The organism is Sediminitomix flava, assembly GCF_003149185.1.
In the GTDB taxonomy this organism is placed as follows: Bacteria; Bacteroidota; Bacteroidia; order Cytophagales; family Flammeovirgaceae; genus Sediminitomix; species Sediminitomix flava.
Map to the genome: position 1 here is coordinate 1,371,786 of NZ_QGDO01000001.1, position 19,489 is coordinate 1,391,274.

Sequence of the window (19,489 nt, forward strand, 5' to 3'; positions counted from 1 at the left end):
TTCACAATTCACTAATTATCTGGCTCTTACTTTTGATGTGATTTTGTGAATTTCTTATACAAATCAGGTCTTAAAGTCTTTGTTCTCTCCAAAGATTGTTCAAATCTCCATTCTTCAATCTTCGCATCATGACCAGACATTAAAATATCTGGTACTTTCATTCCATTATATTCCGCAGGTCTTGAATAAACTGGAGGAGCTAATAAATCGTCTTGAAATGAATCAGACAATGCTGAAGTTTCATCATTTAGTACACCAGGGATTAATCGTATGACTGCATCTGCAACTACTGCTGCACCTAGTTCTCCCCCAGACAATACAAAATCTCCGATACTAATCTCTTTTGTAATATGAGTTTCTCGAATACGGTGATCAATACCTTTGTAGTGCCCACAAAGAATCATTAAGTCTCCACCTAATGAAAGCTGATTAGCAGTACGTTGATTAAAAGTATCACCATCTGGTGTCATATATATAATTTCAGCATACTCCCTCTCACTTTTCAGTTTTTGAATACACTTATCGATTGGCTCAACCATCAATACCATGCCTGCACCTGCGCCATAGGCATAATCATCAATTTGTCCATGTTTATTGATCGCAAACTCTCTAAGATCATGTACCACAATCTCGGCAAGCCCTTTATCTTGCGCTCTTTTCAAAATAGAGTGTGAAAATGGTCCTTCCAAAAGACTAGGTACCGCTGATATTATATCTATTCTCATTCCAGAAACTATGCTTTATCCTATTTCATTTAATCATTGACCCACAAAGGTACAAATTTGGAAACGCCAATTCGAAAGTAGAAGGTCTTGTTATTTATATTTTTTCACAAAAACTTCTTTTCCAATTCCTTAGCACTAAACATTGAATAGTTGATAAATAATTGTAATTTATACGTAACACTATGACACTAACGATTCAGCTGCTATGAAAACTAAATTTCTCCTTTTTATCCTACTTATCCCTCTGAGTGCTTTTTCACAAAAAATTGACTTTGTCAAACAACTGACATTTACTGACTCTACAAGAGTTAAGGCTAAAATCCCATTCAAACTGATCAATAACTTAATCATTATACCTGTTTGCATTAATGACTCAGACTCTCTAAACTTTATCCTTGACTCAGGAGCATCCTTTACACTACTTAGTAATGCTGCTCTAGCACAATCTTTAGGCGTTCAAAAGGTAAGGTCATACAGCTTAAAGGGGCTTGGGAATAATTTCAATCTAACGGCATGGACCTCTACTTCTAACAAGGTTGAATTACCTTATATAGAAGGCTATAATCAAGATATTATTTTCCCTGAAATTGACCTTAAATTGGGGGAAAATATGGGGATCCCAATACACGGCGTTATTGGCTATGGTGTTTTCAACGATTTCATTGTAAGGATCAATTACTTCAAGAAATACCTTCAACTTTACAAACGCTCATACTATCAGCAGAAAAAACAAGATAAGTTTAGAAAAAAGTACGATGCATTCCCTATCAGTATTGAGGGAAGAAGAGCGTACATTGAGTCATACCTTCTTTCTAATACAGACTCACAAAGAGTAAAATTACTTATTGACTCTGGTTCATCTCATTTACTTTCTCTTTTTAAAGAATCATCAAAAAACATATCTATTCCTGAGAAATCCACTTATACGTTCCTTGGCACCGGGATTGGAGGTAACATCTTAGGACATATAGCGAAGAGCAAAAGCACCCTTTTCGAAAATATAAATATGGGAGACGTTTATATCTCTTACCCAGATAGCAACTTCATTAATTATCAACTCATTAAAAATGACAGAAATGGTAGCATAGGCGCTAACTTCCTAAGACATTTTGATGTAGTGATTGATTATGAAAGTCAAGAGTTACTGATGAAGCAAAGAGAAAAGTTTCGAGATGTCAACAGTTATAATTTGACAGGCTTAAATCTAATTATGCCTTACCCTCCTGTTCGTTTTTATAGTGTTGAATTTGTTGGAGAAAATAGTGCCGCTGCTTCTGCAGGCTTCCAAAAAGATGATGTGATTCTAGAGATCAATAACAAAAGCACTTTTTTTATGGCATTTGAAGAAGTGCAATCTTACCTGAAAATGGAAGGAAAAAAAGTAAACTTTTTAATTGAAAGGAATGAAAAAAAGGTACTGATAACTATGACATTACCAGTACCATCCACCTAAACTTAGGTATAGATTTTAGAAACTATGACGCTTCACAAAATCTCGAAACGCTTCCTTTTCTGAAGGATTTGTAATTGGGCTACTATCTGAAGTCATCTGCATTACTCCAGTATAGGTTGCCCTAATTTGCTTAGACTCATTGTCTGCCCCTAGACATAATTTTCGGAAGCTTCCAATCCATTGCAAGTGCCACGCTCCATTAAATAGATGATTTAAGGGTGCGATCACATCACACATATCTCCTTCCTGTAAGTGGTTAATGATTCTTAGATATTGCTCTTGAAAAGCATTCGTCATTTCCCCATCTGACAAGACCATTTTAGCAAAGTCTTCATGTAGAAACTTGATTAATTCCTCTTTCTTTTCAAACCATCTGAATCTTCCTTTTAAACTTTGTCCTAATGGAGATTCACCATAGCCTAATAAACCAAAACTGTCATCGTTTATTAAGCCTTCAAATTGAATCTGGTCTAATTCTGAAAAAGTAGAGACTATCTCTGAAGTATTACTCATAAAGTATTTAACCATTGTTACATGACTAATTTAGGAAATTAGACCGTAAATGAAGTAAGGTGTGAGATTTTTTTCTAAAAAAATTAGAAAAAAAAAGATGAGCTTTAGAAGCTCATCTTATTTATGATTCAAGAATCAGTTGACTTAAGCCATTGGAGAATGCTCCAAATCAAATGCTTCAGCTACTGCTTCATATACTACATCACCTTTGATGATGTTCAATCCTTTCTTCAATTCTGCATTTTCTTCACATGCTTTTTCCCATCCTTTTTCAGCAAGTTGGATTGCATAAGGAAGAGTTGCATTTGTCAACGCCAAGGTAGAAGTGTAAGGTACTGCACCTGGCATGTTAGCCACACAGTAGTGAACTACATCGTCAATGATAAATACTGGCTCTGCATGAGTAGTTGCCTTAGTAGTCTCAAAACATCCTCCTTGATCTACAGCTACATCAACCATAACTGTACCCGGACGCATGTCTTTCAACATATCTCTTGTAATCAAATGAGGTGCTTTCGCTCCTGGAATCAATACAGCACCAATGATCAAATCTACATCTTTGATCTCTTTACGGATATTGTATTCCGAAGACATCATTGTCTTCACATTTGCTGGCATGATATCATCCAATTGTCTTAATCTTGGAAGACTCAAGTCCATGATTGTAACATCAGCACCAAGACCTGCAGCCATTTTTGCAGCCTGTGTACCTACAATACCACCACCGATTACAAGAACCTTAGCTGGTTTAACACCTGGTACTCCTCCAAGAAGGATACCACGTCCTTTCAAAGGCTTCTCTAAGAATTTAGCCCCTTCTTGAGTAGCCATACGACCTGCTACTTCAGACATAGGAACTAATAATGGTAGACTTCCATCTGCTTTTTCTACTGTCTCGTAAGCCAAACAAATCGACTTGCTATCAATCATAGCTCTAGTTAAAGGCTCATGAGATGCGAAGTGGAAATAAGTGAAAAGCAATTGATTTTCTCTAATTAGACTATACTCAGGCTCAATTGGTTCTTTCACCTTCATAATCATCTCCGCAATACCATACACATCTTCAATAGTTGGTAAGATTTGCGCTCCAGCCTCTACATACTCAGCATCTGCAAAACCACTACCGTCACCGGCTGTAGCTTGTACATATACTTGATGCCCTCTCTTAACTAGTTCTTTTGCACCACCTGGTGTTAAAGCAACGCGATTTTCGTTGTTCTTAATTTCTTTAGGAACTCCAATGATCATAATGTGTAAATTTAGTAGTTAACCAAATGTCTATACTTAAGAAAAAATCATGTTGTTATGGATGCCTGTCAAATATTTAGACCATTAAAGCTCTTGAAGGTTACTTTTAACGTTCAACAAATAGGTTTTAATGCTACTTAATTCATCAATAATTTCAACCGCTTCTTTGAGTTGGGTTTGTTTATTTTGATACACAGCTTTTGCCCCTTCCATAGTATATCCTTTCTCATGTAAGAGATACTGGACAGTCCTTAAAAGAGTTAACTGCTCTTTCGTAAGCATTTTACTTTTATCTGCCTTAACCTCAAAGTAATCCATCCACCTGAGTAATAGTTCTCTTTTGATGGAGAGGGCATTAGCCGCTTCTTCGATGGAATATATTTGATTCTGCATGCACAAAAGTAAAAATTTGGATGAAAATATTAGAAATTATTCAAGAAATAATCCCAGTTGTGTGAAATTAATTTTACACTTGTTTAATTCATATTAATAGATGGGTAAAATAGTACATCAAAAAATCGCTACAATGTGCCTTTGAATTTGTTAATCAGCGTTTTTTTATCCTTTTTTACTTAGCATAAGAGCTTGTGGAATTCTTTTTGCTAGACCTAATCCATAAACTAAAATCAATATCCATGAAAAGATTGCTTATTCTGGTATCCATTATCGTTCTACCTATTGTATTATTTTCATCATGTTCGAAATACAGTAAGAAGAACTCAGCATATTATAACTCACAACGTGCGAAATATGAGGTTTTGGATATGCATGCTGGTTGTCCTCAGCTCAAGAAAAGATAATCTCCACTCGAGTCACAACTAGTATCTTCATAGAATCCTTTTTTATTCTTAAATGAATAAGAAAGGATTTTTTAAATCAAAACAGAATTAACAGATACTTTTGTCAACCCGTATTTCTTGATTAATTTTACCTTTAGTATTTTGTTTATAGAAGAAATTGAAAAAGCATGTACAGAGATTCTATGCAAGAAGAAATAGACGTAACGGATATTAAGAGGCTGACCCATTTCATTGAAAATAAGTATGATTATGACTTTAATAATTATGCTATTTCTTCCTATAGAAGACGTGTTAAAAGGGTCTTAGAACTCTACAAATTATCCTCTGTAGATGACCTCATCAAAAAACTAACCGCTAGCCCATCATTTTTTCAAGAGTTTGTTTCTGAAATCACAGTAAATGTTACTGAAATGTTCAGAGACCCTTCATACTGGAAACTTTTGAAAGAGGATGTTATTCCAGAGTTATTCAATCAACAAGAACGCATAAACATCTGGCATGCAGGATGTTCTTCTGGTGAAGAAGTTTTCACAATGACCATTCTTTTGGAAGAAATGGGACTTCTTGACCGTTCTTATATTGTAGCTACCGATATTGATTTATCAATCATTGATAAAGCCAAGCAAGCTTCAATACGTTTGAAGAACATGGAATTGAATCAACAAAACTACGAAAGGTACGGAGGTAAGAAAAGTATCTGGGATTACTTTACTCAAGAAGGAAATTACGCTAAATTTTCACCATCGTTATTGAGACACACTTCTTTCCGAAAGCACGATTTAGTTAAAGGCCCTGTATTCTCTAAGTTTGACCTCATCCTTTGTAGAAATGTGATGATTTACTTCAATCAGGAATTACAGAACGATGTGCTGACAAAACTGCATGAAAGCTTGTTTAAATATGGTGTTTTGGCTGTAGGATCGAAAGAGTCTTTAATTTGGTGTGATATCTCTCATAAGTTTATCATACTTAATAACGAAGAGAAGATCTATCGTAAAATAAAAGAATAGAGTAAAGTATTAATTTATTGGTAAAAGGTAGAAAAGAGGAGAATGAGATATCAATTATCTGACAGATATAGAGCCATTGTGATTGGTGGCTCTGCCGGTAGTTTTCAACCCATTACAAAACTATTGTCAAAATTACCCTCAGAGTTTCCTCTTCCTATTTTCTTGTGCTTGCATAGATTAAAACACGTTAGACATGGTTTCACTGAAGCTTTATCTATAAAGAGTAACAAAGTCATAGAGGAACCTAATGATAAAGACCCAATTAGAGCTGGAAGAGTCTATTTAGCTCCAGCCAATTATCACCTTCTCACAGAACCCAATAGACAACTATCCTTGTCTACAGAAGAAATGGTGAATAATTCAAGACCATCTATTGACTTAACGTTTGAATCTGCAGCACACACTTACGGAGATCGATTAATAGGAATTCTGTATTCAGGAGCAAACAGTGATGGCGCTGAAGGGATGAAGCTAATCAAAGCTTTAGGAGGAATTACGATTATTCAAGACCCTGAAGAATGCATGATCAATACTATGCCCTTAGCGGCTCAAAATAAAACCCAAATTGATTATTGTCTGGAATCGGATGAAATCATAAACTTTCTATTAGAATTACATAAATACTATCATTTATGAAAAGAAAACAGTTTTGGATAGGTATGCTATCCCTGCTATTTGCTTTGCTTTCTACCTATCTCACCTTTCAATTCTTTTCTTTTCCTGAAAATGTTCTTCAAGAAGTCAATATTACCAACCACAGTACCATTGAAAAGGTAAATAATATCTTCCGCTTCGACTTCTACCTACTGACTATTGATGCCTTACTTCTACTCATACTCTTATATATACTCTTCTCCGCTAGTATGAGTCTGAAGAAAACCGAAATCATTTATATCCCAAAATATTACGGCAAGGCCGATATCGAAAAATACCAACACAAAGAACAACCTCTTGATCGAAAAATAGATACCTTCAAAAATGAAATTGAAGACTTAGATCAATCCTTACCGTCAGAAGATCAGTTACAAAACATTCTCACCCAAATCTGTCATTTTAATGATGCAGTATCAGGAGCATTTTACCAAGCCCAGAATAATGACAAGAGACTAGTCCGCTTTATGTGTGGATTTGCCTTTTCCATTCCAGACTCTCAGTCTCTAACTTTTGAATTTGGCGAAGGTTTGGTAGGTCAATGTGCCAAATCAAAACGACCTATTCACCTCAAGAATATATCTACAGAATACTTCAAAATAATATCAGGCTTAGGAAGTCACAGCCCTTCGAACCTCCTAATCCTTCCTATACTAGACCAAGAAGAAAAAACACTTGGAGTATTAGAACTTGCTTTCTTCAATGAATTATCAGACGAAAACATAGAATTTATAAAAATTTGTGCTTCGATTATGGCAGAAAAGCTAGAAGCTGATTTTACAAATTCACTTGACTAAGGATTTTTAACCCAAACTATATATGTTCTTCTCTACGCTAAAGATCAGAACCAAAATCACTTCAATCCTTCTTCTATTAGTAATACTTTCTGTTTTTTCCATTAGCTACCTCTCATTCATCCAAACGAAGGTTTCAATTGAACAAAAGTATGCTGAAAGTTTTGAAGTCATTAGCAATCTTAAAACTGGACAAATCAATAAGCGATTTGAAGACTTAGAACATCATCTAAAGTTTATCTATAAAAGCGAAAAAGTTGTCCTCAGTGCGAGAAAGCTTAATATGATGAGCTCATTCAACAGCTCATTATACAAAAGTTTGAAGCATAAATTAGACGCTGAGCTTATTCCAAAAGCCATTGTAAACCGATTCAGCAATATTTTATTAACTGATAGAAAAGGAAAATTATTATACAATAGCTACAAACCACCTGTTGGAATGAGTTTAGGAGAGGTCGATAAAAAAATAAAACAGTTTCTACCACTAGCTCAAGAAGAAACTTATTACAGCAGACCGTTCCCTACTTCAAAAGGAGTGTCCATATTCATTGTTTCTCCTCCCATAAAAAATAGAGGACTTTACCTTGGTCACATTATACTCTTATATAATCTTGAAAAGAATATTTATCCTATTCTTGAAGACAGAGTTGGCCTAGGTGAAACAGGAGAACTGTTATTATGTAGGATGCAGTCTGAAAAAATTGCTGAATATATAAGTCCTTTACGTCACAGACCCGAAGCAATTCTCTCTGAAATGGTTTTAATGGGATCTCCAATTTCTACTTCTGTACAAAAAGCCTCACTTGGAGAAGGAAAAGATTTTGGATATGACCAAGATTACAGAGATGAAAAAGTATTGAGCTATTGGAATTACATACCAAGTGTTAAATGGGGGCTAGTAACCAAGATTGATTACGCTGAAGTTAAACAGGGGCTAGACAAACTCTTATTTACCTTCTTACAATCCGCTTTTGTTATTCTTATTATATCCACAACGGTTTCGTTACTCTTCTCAAAATATATTACAACTCCTCTTCTAACACTCAAGAATAAACTTAAACTTGTTGCAGAAGGAATATTACAAGTAGATTTCACCAACGATCAGTTCAGTAAAGATGAAATTGGTGAAATGGCAGATGCCCTCAATGATCAAGTGGTTGCGATTCGGAAAACAGCAACTTTTGCTGAACAAATCGGGCAAGGTCATTACGACGCTTCCTTTTCTCCTCTTAGTGAAAATGACACTCTCGGGAATGCATTACTGAGTATGAGAAATAGTATTCAGGATGCTGATAAAAAAGAAAAGCAAAGATCATGGATTGTGAGCGGAGTTGCTGAAGCTGGTCAAGTTCTAAGGATGCACAACAGTCTAGATGAAATTGGAGATGCTATTATTGGTTTTATTACCGAAAAAATTGAGGCTATTCAAGGCGGTTTCTATACTACCCAAGAGGCTGAAAATGGGGATGAAGTACTGCAACTAAATGCAACTTATGCATTTAATAAGAGGAAACACTTGCAGGCTAATTTTAGGTTTAAAGAGGGCCTTGTTGGTCAGGTTGCTGCAGATAAAAAAACAATGCTCAGAACAGAAATCCCTGAAGGGTACACCTATATTAGTTCGGGTATAATCGGAGACCAAGAACCACACTGCTTACTCATCGTTCCCCTCATAGCTGAAGATAAAGTTTTTGGTGTCATTGAATTATTAGGACTTCATCAATTTACCGAAACACAGATTTCCTTTGTAGAAGAACTAAGTATTGTATTAGCGAGAACAATTCACAACTTGAAAAATGGAGAAAAGACAATAACCTTACTCCAAGAATCAAGAAAGATGAGTGAAGAATTGCAGCTACAACAGGCTACTCTTCAGCAAAATGCTGAGATTATGTCGACCACTCAAGAGCAACTTCAAAAATCAAATGAGAAGTTAGAACAACAAATTCAATCATCAAATAATGTCAGAAAGAGGATGCAATTACTGCTTGAAAATGCATCTGAGATTATCACCATTTACGAAACTAATGGAGCTATAAGATATATAAGTCCTTCGGTCTACCCTATCCTTGGCTTTACCCCAGATGAGCTTATAGGAAGTAATGACTTGAAAAATTTACATCCTGACAGCTTGCCAATTTTCAATTCTTTCTTTGAAAGATTATTAGAAACACCATCTCAAAAACTATCCATACAATATGCTTACACTCTAAAAAATGGTGAAACAGTTTGGTTAGAGGCTACAGGGACAAATTTATTAGATGCCCCTTCAGTACAAGGCATCCTAATCAATTCTAGAAATATTACTGAAAGAAAAAAGGCTGAGAAAGAAACTAGAAAGCGAAATCAGATGCAATCGCTTTCCGAAAATTCCAAAGACCTAATTCTAAGAATAAATACAGAAGGTGAAATATATTATGTAAACCCTGCTGTAAAACAGTTCTCGGGCTTACTACCTTCAAACTATTTAGGTAAAAACTATAAGGAAACAGAATTTGAAGAAAGGTTTAAAACACACCTAGAAAATCTACTTGAAGAGGTAACCTCTTCAGCACGTACATTTCAAGATGAACTAGCCACAGATACTACGAATGGTGAGAAAATCATGCAAGTATTTGGTATCCCTGAGTTTAATGAAATAAAAGAGATAGAATCTGTGCTAATTACAGCTCATGATATCACGGAACGTAAAAAGGCTGAAGATAAGATCTTTGAGAATAATAAGAAGATTCGAGAAAGTATCAATTATGCGCAAAGGATTCAGTCAGCAATTTTACCAACTATAGATAACATTAAAGAGGAGCTAGAAAAATCGTTTGTATTCTATAAACCTAGAGATGTTGTCAGTGGAGACTTCCCTTGGTACATGAAACAAGGAAATACTTTATATCTGGCTGTGGCTGACTGTACTGGACATGGTGTACCTGGTGCTCTGATTTCAATTATAGGATTTTTCTTACTGAATCAGATCGTAAAATTAAACCCAGATGCTAGCCCTGCTGAGATTTTATTCCAATTAAATGAAGAAATGACAAAGGCTTTAAAACAAAATAAAGAGTCTTCAACACGAGACGGCATGGATATTGCCATGATAAAAATGGACAAAAGCAATAATTACATTGAATTTGCTGGTGCCCATAGACCTCTTTATCATTTTGACACTGAAAAAAGAGAATTAAACCAAATAAAAGGAGATAGGTTGTCTATCGGAGGAGGCTTCTATAAAGAAGGAACAAAGTTTACTAATCATGAAATTTTTTATCGTGAGAATGACGAAGTATATGTTTTTTCAGATGGATTAGCAGATCAGTTCGGCGGAGAGAACAATCGAAAATTTGGGCCTCGACGAATACGAAATATAATTACACAACAAGAATTCAAAGACATGAAGGGTGCGAACGAAACTTTTCAGAAGAATTTTGAAGATTGGAAAGGCAATTTCAAGCAAACTGATGACATTTTGCTCATTGGATTTAGATTTTAATAAGATTGTCTTTTAATTAATAATAGTTAAATTTATATTTCGACTCGAATATTCCCCATAGAATAAAATTACACCTAACTATTTCAACTTTTTAAAGAGAGAAACTAGGAAATACCATTGAATTATGAAATACATATATGACTTACATAAAACAATGCTAGACCAAAACCTCATCTTAGTTTATGAGGGTGAATTTACACAGGAGATCACTAAATCTGTTTTGGCCATGGCCGAAAGAAATATGGAATCTCATGGGGAAGCTTCTAGTATTAAAAGAAAAGTATTCAACGTGATGGTTGAGTGCCTACAGAATATTTGTAAGTACGCTCAAAACCTAGAAGATGAAAGAAACATGGTTAACAATGCCATCTTTATGATTGGTAAGCATGACTCTGAATATTTCATTTCTTCTGGAAATGCGATTCCCAACGAAATGGTTGAGAATATTGCAGGACGACTTGAAAAGATCAATGCTTTAGACAAGCAAGGATTAAAAGAATATCATAAATTTGTGCTTAAGAATGGTGAATTAAACGAGAAAGGTGGTGCCGGTCTTGGTTTTATCGATATGGCTAGAAAATCTGGAAAGTCATTGAAATTCAACTTTGAACCAATGAATGATGCACTTACATTCTTCTCTTTAACCACTACAATTCCGAGAGTTGCAAAGAGTAAAAAATCAATTAAAGAAACCGAGGCTATAAAATAAATTGAAATGAGAGTATTAAATCTTGCTGGCACTGAAGATACTCCTAAAATTGTATTGGATAAGGATAACGGTGTTTTTGAAATTTCAGGAAGGTCACTTCCAGAAGATTCTGCAGAATTTTTTCAACCTGTGTTAGACTGGATTGATGAATACAGACAAACATCAAACACTGAAACACGTTTCATGTTTAAGTTGGAATATTTCAACACTGCATCTTCAAAACTAATTTTAGACATCTTGTCTAAACTAGAAGATATTGATGGTACTACTATTGTTTGGCATTTCCATGAAGACGATGAGGACATGGAAGAAGCTGGAGAAGAGTTCTCGGATCTAGTTGATGTTCCTTTCGAATTCGAAACTTATTAATCAAGTTTTTTACACCTCCAATTTTACTTTCTAAATAGTGATTGGAGGTGTTCTTTTTCTATTGAAAGAGTAATCTCTGCCCTCCCTTAAAAAATATCTAGATTTAGTAGCATTTTTATTTCTTAATCCACAATAAAATTACCATTCCATACATTATTTATAGGAGTTGTAATACTGGACAACTATTTTCTAATTTACTGTAGCATTACACTATGAGTGAAGAAATATTAAAAGCCTTAACACAGCTTTTTGCAATCATATCAAGTCAAGACGAAGGAGTAAGTGAAACCGAAAGAAATTTCGTGATTGGATTCTTTAAACAAGAGCTTGATACGCGTACCGTTGAAGAATATGTTGCTCTTTACGATAAATTTATTGCAGACGAAGAGAAGAGAAAGGAACGTAGAAGAGCAAAAGCTGCGAAGAAGATCCAAAATGCAGAAGGAGAAGAAAGCAGAAAGGTTGAAAAAAATGTAAACGTACTTAACTCTGTACGAACTCTTTCACTTTGTAGAAAAATTAATGGTACACTAACTCAAAAACAAAAAGTTATTGTACTAGTCAAACTATTGGAACTTGTTGCTTCTGACCGTTCGTTCACGCCACAACGTATGGAAATCATTCATACAGTAGCGGACGTCTTTAACATCCCAACAGTTGAATTCAAATTATTAGAGAAATTCGTAATCGAGCCAGACTCATCTGAGCTTGACAATGAAAATATATTGATTTTCGACGAGCAAAAACCTGCGGAGGATAGTAAAAATAAATTTATCGACTCAGGTTTACTTGACGGAGAAATCATCTTTGTAGCGGTCAAAAGTGTAGGTCTATATTTTACTAAATACACAGGTAAAGATACGATCTACCTAAATAACCAACCGATCTACAAAGATAGCATCCACCTATTTGCCCCAGGTAGTATATTCCGTACACCTAAAGGATCTCCACTTTATTACAGTGACCTTGTTGCGACATACAATAGTGATGAAATATTAGGATCTGTATCATTCAAAGTAGATGCTCTTGAATATACATTCCCTAATGGCCACAAAGGACTAAGAGGTGTTACCCTTGAAGAAAAATCTGGAGAACTTATTGGTATTATGGGTGCTAGTGGTGCTGGTAAGACAACACTACTTAATGTGCTTGCAGGTTTGGAAGAACCTTCTGGAGGTTCTGTAAAAATTAATGGGTATAACATTCATACTGAAGCAGATCAAATTGAGGGTGTTATCGGGTACATTGCTCAAGATGACCTTCTAATTGAAGAACTTACTGTTTTTGAAAATCTTTATTACAATGCTAGACTTTGTTTTAAAGATATGCCTGAGGATGACCTCAATCAAAAAGTTGATGATGTACTTTCTAGCCTTGGACTTGATCGTATCAAAGACTTGGTAGTAGGTAGTGTTCTTAACAAAAAGATTTCTGGTGGTCAGCGTAAACGTTTGAATATTGCTCTAGAGCTTATTCGTGAGCCTGCAGTAATGTTCGTCGATGAACCTACATCAGGTCTTTCTTCAAGAGACTCAGAAAACGTAATTGACCTTCTTAAAGAATTGTCTTTAAAAGGAAAACTCATCTTTGTTGTTATTCACCAACCATCTTCAGATATCTATAAGATGTTTGATAAAATGGTGATCCTTGACACAGGAGGCTACCCTATTTTCAATGGTAACCCGATTGAAGCCGTTACTTACTTCAAATCTAACTCTGGTCAAGTAGATAGTGATAGAGGACAATGTTACACTTGTGGTAATGTAAACCCAGAACAAATTTTCAATATCATCGAAGCGCAAGTGGTTGATGAATACGGAGAATTTACCAACAAAAGAAAAGTCCTTCCTCAAGAATGGAATAACTTATATAAAAAGAATATCAATATTGAGCCAGTCGAAGAGGTAACGGATATGCCTCCTAAGACGCTTAATATTCCTTCTAAGCTAATGCAAGCTCTGATTTTCACTACAAGAGATTTTAGAGCGAAAATTAGAAATACGCAATATATGATCATCAATCTACTAGAAGCGCCACTTCTTGCACTTCTTTTAGCTTGGATTATCAGATATATTAGTGATGAAGAACCAACATATTTCTTCAAGTACAATGACAATATTCCATCATATATTCTGATGTGTATTGTAGTCGCACTATTTATGGGACTCACCGTCAGTGCTGAAGAAATCATTAAAGACCGAAAAATACAGAAAAGGGAAAGCTTCCTTAACCTCAGTAGAACGAGTTACCTTTCATCTAAATTGGTAATTCTTTTCGCACTTTCTGCCCTACAGTCCTTTATGTTTGTCGTAATAGGAAATGCCATTGTAGGAATCGAAGGTTTAAACTGGATGTACTGGTTAGTCATGTTCTCTGTTTCTTGTCATGCTAACTTAATTGGTTTGAATGTCTCTTCGGCTTTCAACTCGGCAATTACCGTTTACATTCTTATTCCAATTTTGCTTATTCCACAGCTTGTACTTTGTGGTATGATCTTCGATTATGCAAAACTGAATAATTCTATTAGTGAACATGCCAAAGTACCTGTATTTGCAGATGTGATGGCATCAAGATGGGGATATGAAGCTATAGCTGTTGAGCACTATAAGAGCAATAAATATGAAGCTCCATTCTTCGAGTATGACTTACAAAATAGCCATAGTAACTACAAAATGTCTTACTGGACATCGGAAGTAGAAAACCTTCTAAATGAAGCAATCGATTATTCGATGAATTATAGTGATTCTATTGCTCCAGAAATACTAAGACGTACAGATATCATAAAGAGTGAGTTGCTAAAAGACCCATTCTGTAAAGAAGCTATCGGAGAGGAGGCTATCAATGCTTTATTTAAAGAAGAAGGTAGTGCAATCTCTATTGAAGAAGAAAATGTTGTCAGAGGATATATAAATCAAGCATATCAATTCTACTTGATTCAATATAAACAAGCACAAACATCTAGAGATTCTGTAGTAAAAATTGTCGAAGCAGGTTTACCAGAAGATGTAACGCTTAATAGTCTGAAGAAAAATCACTTCAATGATAAATTACATGACTACATCACAAACAGAAGTAGTTTTGATATGACAGTCATTGAGAATGAGAAAATTGTTCAACTTAAAGACCCTATATTTAATATCCCTGAGGCTAATAATGATATTTTAAGTTATAGAACTCATTTCTTCGCACCATTCAAATATGCGTACGGAACATATGTTGACACATTAACTTTCAACGTATTATTTATTTGGACGATGACTTTATTACTTTACGTTTCACTTTATTTCGAAGTATTGGCAAAATTTGTACGATTTTTGGAACGTGTAGGTAGAAAACTATCAAATGATAGATAACATTAATTTTTTGAAGCAAGAATAACCAATTATAAAGAGATCTAAGACATGAAGAAAAATGTATATGCATGGTTGTTTGCATTCTTAATTGGAACATCAGCCAATGTTTTTGCTAAGGATATCGTTGATCCTACTGATCGTCTAGATAAGAAAGCAACGATTGAAGCTCCTACGCAGGATATTGACATCATCAATGAAGTGTTACAATCGATCCCTTCACCATTAGAGATCTCATCACTGATCAAAGATGAGAATGCGATTTATAACAGAAGCACCCTTAGTGTTGCTTCAAATGTATCTCGTTACAATACTCAATTTAAGAAGGCACTTAACCTTGGTATCTACGGTACTGACCTTGGATATTCTAATATCTACGGAAAAACTCAAGATGCTCTTTCTTATTTGAATTCTGTACAAAAACTAGCAGAAGACTTAGGAATCGGTCAATTCTTTGACTACGAACTCATCAAAGAATTAGCGGAAACTTCTAATATCGAAGAACTTGTTCTTCAAACTACGCTAAACTTTGAGAAAATCAACTTCCACTTAAGAGAGCAACGTAGAGAAAATATCAGTTTACTTAGTTTAACTGGTGGATGGATTGAAGCAGTATATCTTACAACAATGGTTAACCAAAGATTGAAGAGTGCTGTTCTTAATGAAAAAATTGCCGATCAGAGAATTGTTCTAGACCAATTATTATTGGTTCTTGATGCATATAGTTCTAAGCCTGACTTTCCTGAGCTTATCAGTGATTTGAATGAGCTGAAAAAGGTTTACGATGCTATTGAGATTGAAGAGATTGAAGGTGAAACAGTTGCTAAAGAGGTAGATGGAATTCTAGTTGCAGAATCTTCTACTGTTTATAATGTAAAAGCTACTGACGCTGACATTCAAAAAATCTCAAGTTTGATCAAATCTATCCGTAGTAAGATCATTCAATAATTTTTTGTTTTATCTGTGAACCTAATAATTTGAATATAAATGAAACATTCACTCATTCTATGTTTTGCAGTTATTGTAGCATTTTTTGCTAGCTCAAACGAAGCAAAAGCACAGTGTAATGCTGAACAATATGTAACCAAAAGTATGAGAGCCTTACAACCAGGCTTCCAATTCTCAAAAAGCTACCGTATAGACGGTAGAAGAGGTACAAGAAAGAAAATTGAGTACACTTGTGTATTCGCTAAAGATACAAACTACCAAGTTACTGTTCAGAGTAAAGATGGTTCTGCGAAAGGAATTGTAAGTACTTTGTACAACAACAAGAGAAAGAAACTTATCTCTAGTTTTCACAATAAGAAATTCCACTCTACGTGGACTTACAAATGTACGCAAACAGGTATTTACTATCTTAGCTTTACTTTTGTAGATTCTAAAAGTTATTGTGGAGCCGCAGTACTTGGTTTCAAGAGATAATAAGGATATTTATTTCATTCAAAGCAGCTCTATTTCACTAATAGAGCTGCTTTTTTATTTATACGTTCTATTGCAATCGACGCTTTATGATCTAATTCTCTTTTATACTGATGCTCCTCTATGTTTAAAACATACTCGTAATAATATCTAGCTTGTGCGATATTCCTCTCTGAAAACTCATAATACTCACCAAGCAGTAAAGCAGAATTTGCTGGATAATATTCTTTGGAGCCTAGTCCAATCGCCAATGTATTTTTATAAAGTGCAGTTGCCTTCTCAATGTCACCTTTTTCATCTAAAATACGTGCTTTTCGATAAGTATATTCAATCATAGTCTTTAATGGCAGCTTCTTTTCATCAAGCTGATTAATAACTTCTAGCGCTTTCTCAAAATTCCCTCCATCAAAAAGTATCCTAGACTCGCAAAGCTCTTTGTCTCTAAAGTCAAAAGTTTCTGAAAAATTCTGAGCATATCGATCTACAGAAGTTATATCATTGCCATATTCAGAAATCATATCAAGGTATCTCCTACACTGCTCATCATTCCCCTCAAACCAATACGACAATGCGATTCTATACAATGCATCCTTTACATACATCCCATACCTATTTCTATCGAAATATGATATAAAAACTTTGCGAGCTTCATTATAGTCTCCTAACATAAAAATCAGATTCCCCTTCAAGTAGGCTGAGATTCCATATGAATTATGGAAGTTATACACAGAAGTGTTCTTCACCACCTCAAGAGCTTTATTTTGCTTAAGGGCTATAAATGCAATTGTAGTTTGAAACACTAAAGGGTATGTATTGAACTTTTCTAAATCGAAATACTGTAAAGCCTTATCTTTATCATATAAAACAAAAGACTTCAACAAAGAATAATAAAGTACGGCATCAGAATTGGGTTCTTGATCAATGACTTGCTCTAGGTATTCTACACCTAATTCTTTATCTCCCTCTAAAGCTAACATAGAACCAATCCATTTATACTTCTCTGGAATAGCAGATAAAACAGTTTGATATATTCCTTCTAATTTTTTGAATGCTAAATTATCTTCTAGATTAGCCTTTCTTAGCTTTCTAACTAGATTATAGCTCTTCTGAAACTCTAGGAATGCATAAAAATAACTCTGATATCTCAGTAAAAGGATGCTACGATGTAATCGTAATTCAGACTCTAATAAACTTCGTCGGACTGAATCTTTAATATCTTTGGTTTTATAAATTAGATCTTTTATTTTTTTATCAGTCTCATTATTCAAGTCTTTATCTGCTTTTAATATCTCACTCAAAAGTATATTCAGACTACTCAAATACAGTTTATCGTCTAGTTTTATATCTGTAGTTAATACATTTCGTTCAACTTCAATAAATTGAAAATTGTATATTTTATCTAAAACTATTTTTGAAGTTAAACCCTGAACATTATTGATATTAAAATTAGTTTGTGCTGAAGTTTTTATAACATTTACCCCTAACTGTAGGTTTAAAAGTAGTATCAAGATTATCCTATATTGCATTTACTCATATCTTTCCAAGTGAATCTATTAGCTAAACTTTTATATTTTCACTCAACAAGTTTTGTTTTACAATCGAAATAAATGTAATATACTCTTAGGCATACCTAATTACATAATTTCCTGACTAAAGAATCCCTTTATGAACACTAAATATTTAATAGAAATAGATTTACCAGAAAACTTAAGCGATCAATTCGAAGATGTTCTTACTCTTCATCATCACCGTATTGAAGAGATGATTATGTCAGGAACTTTGGTCAGTTATTCTGAATCATTTGAAGACAACAAAATATGGTTAGTATTTGAAGCTGAAGAAAAAAGTGAAGCACTCGAATACTTATCAACATTGCCGATCATTGACTTTGTAGAGTTTGATATATTTACTTTATCGGTTCATGAGCAAAAACCGATAGACATTCCTAGTTTTTCACTTAACTAATTCGGAATAAAATATAAGTATTTCAAGAAATTATTGAGCTCACATACTAACAGGGTCTGGTTTTTGCTAAATCTGTAACAAAAAAAGGATTAATTGATTTATAACCTTTCATAAAAATGAGATTTTTTTTCTTTTTGATAGGTACTATCTTTCTCTTGGGTATAGGAGAAAAAACACTAGCACAAGTGGAAAACAACCCGTTCATAATGAAATCACCAAATTATGAATTGGTCTACACTGAAACTAAATTTGATGAAATAGAATTCCCTGTAAGTGAAGTTGAATATTTGACTATAGGTGGAGATAAAACTTTTGCAGCTTTTAAGTATAATAGCGGAGGACAATATTCTCAAACACCTAAAGCAAAACAAATTCTTTATAGATACTTTGAAAAGATAAAGAGTTTGAGAGGTCATACTTTTTTTAAGGGTGAAGATGTAGCTACATTCAATGTTGTTTCTAACGAGAAAGAATATTGGTGTGTAATTCAAGTGTATGATGAAGGAGCTTCTTATACGCTTTCTGTTCTTGAAAAGAAAGATTTCCAAGGTGCAAAAGATTCACAAAGTTTACTTGATAAGCTAACTAGCTCAGGTGAAGTTGACCTTTACATTAGCTTCTCTTCTGGTAGTGCAAACTTGTCTGAGAGTTCACAACAGATCATTGAAGAAGTTGCTAAATTTATGCGTAAAGTCCCAAAACTTTCTATTAGTATTGAAGGGCACACAGATAATGTCGGAGACCATCAGGACAACATGACCTTATCTGAAGAAAGAGCTAAGTCAGTAAAAAGAGCTTTAGTGCTACAAGGTGTTGACCCTAGTCGTATGCAGACAAAAGGTTGGGGAGATACTCACCCTGTCGCTCCTAACGATACAAAAGAAGGACGTTTGAAAAACAGACGTGTATCTCTGATTAAAATAAACTAAGAAGATATTCTTCTTGAAATAAAAAAGCCATTGTAGTCATACAATGGCTTTTTTATTTTCTGATTGAAAA

The 19,489-nt window shown here is 34.5% G+C and carries 18 protein-coding genes; 13 read left to right on the forward strand and 5 right to left on the reverse strand.

What is annotated here, in order from left to right; all coding sequences use genetic code 11:
• Nucleotides 1-26: 26 nt before the first annotated feature.
• The gene (gene trmD, locus BC781_RS05180; protein ID WP_109616155.1) at nucleotides 27-725 is read right to left on the reverse strand and encodes a tRNA (guanosine(37)-N1)-methyltransferase TrmD; all 699 of its coding nucleotides are present in this window, start codon (nucleotides 723-725) and stop codon (nucleotides 27-29) included.
• Between the two features lie 205 nt (nucleotides 726-930).
• On the opposite strand from trmD, the gene BC781_RS05185 reads away from it, so the two are divergent.
• Nucleotides 931-2,178, forward strand: coding sequence for an aspartyl protease family protein (locus tag BC781_RS05185; RefSeq protein ID WP_109616156.1), 1,248 nt, complete (start codon nucleotides 931-933; stop codon nucleotides 2,176-2,178).
• 15 nt (nucleotides 2,179-2,193) lie between these two features.
• On the opposite strand, the gene BC781_RS05190 is transcribed toward BC781_RS05185, so the two are convergent.
• The 3 genes from BC781_RS05190 to BC781_RS05200 all read right to left on the reverse strand — a co-directional run bounded on the left by BC781_RS05190 (nucleotide 2,194) and on the right by BC781_RS05200 (nucleotide 4,332).
• Nucleotides 2,194-2,706, reverse strand: a complete 513-nt coding sequence (locus BC781_RS05190) for a hypothetical protein (RefSeq protein WP_146201626.1) — start codon at nucleotides 2,704-2,706, stop codon at nucleotides 2,194-2,196.
• A gap of 129 nt (nucleotides 2,707-2,835) precedes the next feature.
• Entirely contained in the window at nucleotides 2,836-3,939 is a 1,104-nt protein-coding gene (gene ald / locus BC781_RS05195) for an alanine dehydrogenase (protein WP_109616158.1), read from the reverse strand.
• Nucleotides 3,940-4,023: 84 nt separating this feature from the next.
• Nucleotides 4,024-4,332: a MerR family transcriptional regulator gene (locus BC781_RS05200; RefSeq protein WP_109616159.1), complete on the reverse strand. Its 309-nt coding sequence runs from the start codon at nucleotides 4,330-4,332 to the stop codon at nucleotides 4,024-4,026.
• Between the two features lie 242 nt (nucleotides 4,333-4,574).
• Here BC781_RS05200 and BC781_RS25465 point away from each other — a divergent pair, with 242 nt between their 5' ends.
• The 10 genes from BC781_RS25465 (at nucleotide 4,575) to BC781_RS05245 (ending at nucleotide 16,528) form a co-directional block, all read left to right on the forward strand.
• Nucleotides 4,575-4,739: a hypothetical protein gene (locus tag BC781_RS25465; RefSeq protein WP_158281398.1), complete on the forward strand. Its 165-nt coding sequence runs from the start codon at nucleotides 4,575-4,577 to the stop codon at nucleotides 4,737-4,739.
• A 167-nt stretch (nucleotides 4,740-4,906) separates the two neighbouring features.
• Nucleotides 4,907-5,749, forward strand: coding sequence for a CheR family methyltransferase (locus BC781_RS05205; RefSeq protein WP_245935581.1), 843 nt, complete (start codon nucleotides 4,907-4,909; stop codon nucleotides 5,747-5,749).
• A gap of 42 nt (nucleotides 5,750-5,791) precedes the next feature.
• On the forward strand, nucleotides 5,792-6,385 hold the full coding sequence (locus tag BC781_RS05210; RefSeq protein ID WP_109616161.1) for a chemotaxis protein CheB: 594 nt from the start codon (nucleotides 5,792-5,794) through the stop codon (nucleotides 6,383-6,385).
• A complete protein-coding gene (locus BC781_RS05215) occupies nucleotides 6,382-7,197 on the forward strand; it encodes a GAF domain-containing protein (protein ID WP_109616162.1) in 816 nt (271 codons plus the stop codon). Before BC781_RS05210 ends, BC781_RS05215 begins: the two co-directional genes overlap by 4 nt.
• A 22-nt stretch (nucleotides 7,198-7,219) precedes the next feature.
• Nucleotides 7,220-10,678: a PAS domain S-box protein gene (locus BC781_RS05220; protein ID WP_109616163.1), complete on the forward strand. Its 3,459-nt coding sequence runs from the start codon at nucleotides 7,220-7,222 to the stop codon at nucleotides 10,676-10,678.
• Between the two features lie 124 nt (nucleotides 10,679-10,802).
• Nucleotides 10,803-11,387, forward strand: a complete 585-nt coding sequence (locus BC781_RS05225; RefSeq protein WP_109616164.1) for a SiaB family protein kinase — start codon at nucleotides 10,803-10,805, stop codon at nucleotides 11,385-11,387.
• Nucleotides 11,388-11,393: 6 nt separating this feature from the next.
• Complete coding sequence (locus BC781_RS05230) at nucleotides 11,394-11,756, forward strand: DUF1987 domain-containing protein (protein ID WP_109616165.1); 363 nt, start codon at nucleotides 11,394-11,396, stop codon at nucleotides 11,754-11,756.
• Between the two features lie 212 nt (nucleotides 11,757-11,968).
• Nucleotides 11,969-15,109, forward strand: a complete 3,141-nt coding sequence (locus BC781_RS05235) for an ATP-binding cassette domain-containing protein (RefSeq protein ID WP_109616166.1) — start codon at nucleotides 11,969-11,971, stop codon at nucleotides 15,107-15,109.
• Nucleotides 15,110-15,157: 48 nt separating this feature from the next.
• A complete protein-coding gene (locus tag BC781_RS05240; RefSeq protein WP_109616167.1) occupies nucleotides 15,158-16,054 on the forward strand; it encodes a hypothetical protein in 897 nt (298 codons plus the stop codon).
• 39 nt (nucleotides 16,055-16,093) lie between these two features.
• Nucleotides 16,094-16,528 carry a hypothetical protein gene (locus BC781_RS05245; protein ID WP_109616168.1) on the forward strand — a complete coding sequence of 145 codons (435 nt, stop codon included), beginning with the start codon at nucleotides 16,094-16,096 and terminating at the stop codon, nucleotides 16,526-16,528.
• A gap of 29 nt (nucleotides 16,529-16,557) precedes the next feature.
• Here BC781_RS05245 and BC781_RS05250 read toward each other — a convergent pair whose 3' ends face one another.
• Nucleotides 16,558-18,051, reverse strand: coding sequence for a tetratricopeptide repeat protein (locus BC781_RS05250; protein ID WP_109616169.1), 1,494 nt, complete (start codon nucleotides 18,049-18,051; stop codon nucleotides 16,558-16,560).
• Between the two features lie 139 nt (nucleotides 18,052-18,190).
• Here BC781_RS05250 and BC781_RS05255 point away from each other — a divergent pair, with 139 nt between their 5' ends.
• Nucleotides 18,191-18,490 carry a muconolactone Delta-isomerase family protein gene (locus tag BC781_RS05255; protein WP_109616170.1) on the forward strand — a complete coding sequence of 100 codons (300 nt, stop codon included), beginning with the start codon at nucleotides 18,191-18,193 and terminating at the stop codon, nucleotides 18,488-18,490.
• 206 nt (nucleotides 18,491-18,696) lie between these two features.
• Nucleotides 18,697-19,419: an OmpA family protein gene (locus tag BC781_RS05260; RefSeq protein ID WP_158281399.1), complete on the forward strand. Its 723-nt coding sequence runs from the start codon at nucleotides 18,697-18,699 to the stop codon at nucleotides 19,417-19,419.
• The last annotated feature ends 70 nt before the right edge of the window (nucleotides 19,420-19,489 follow it).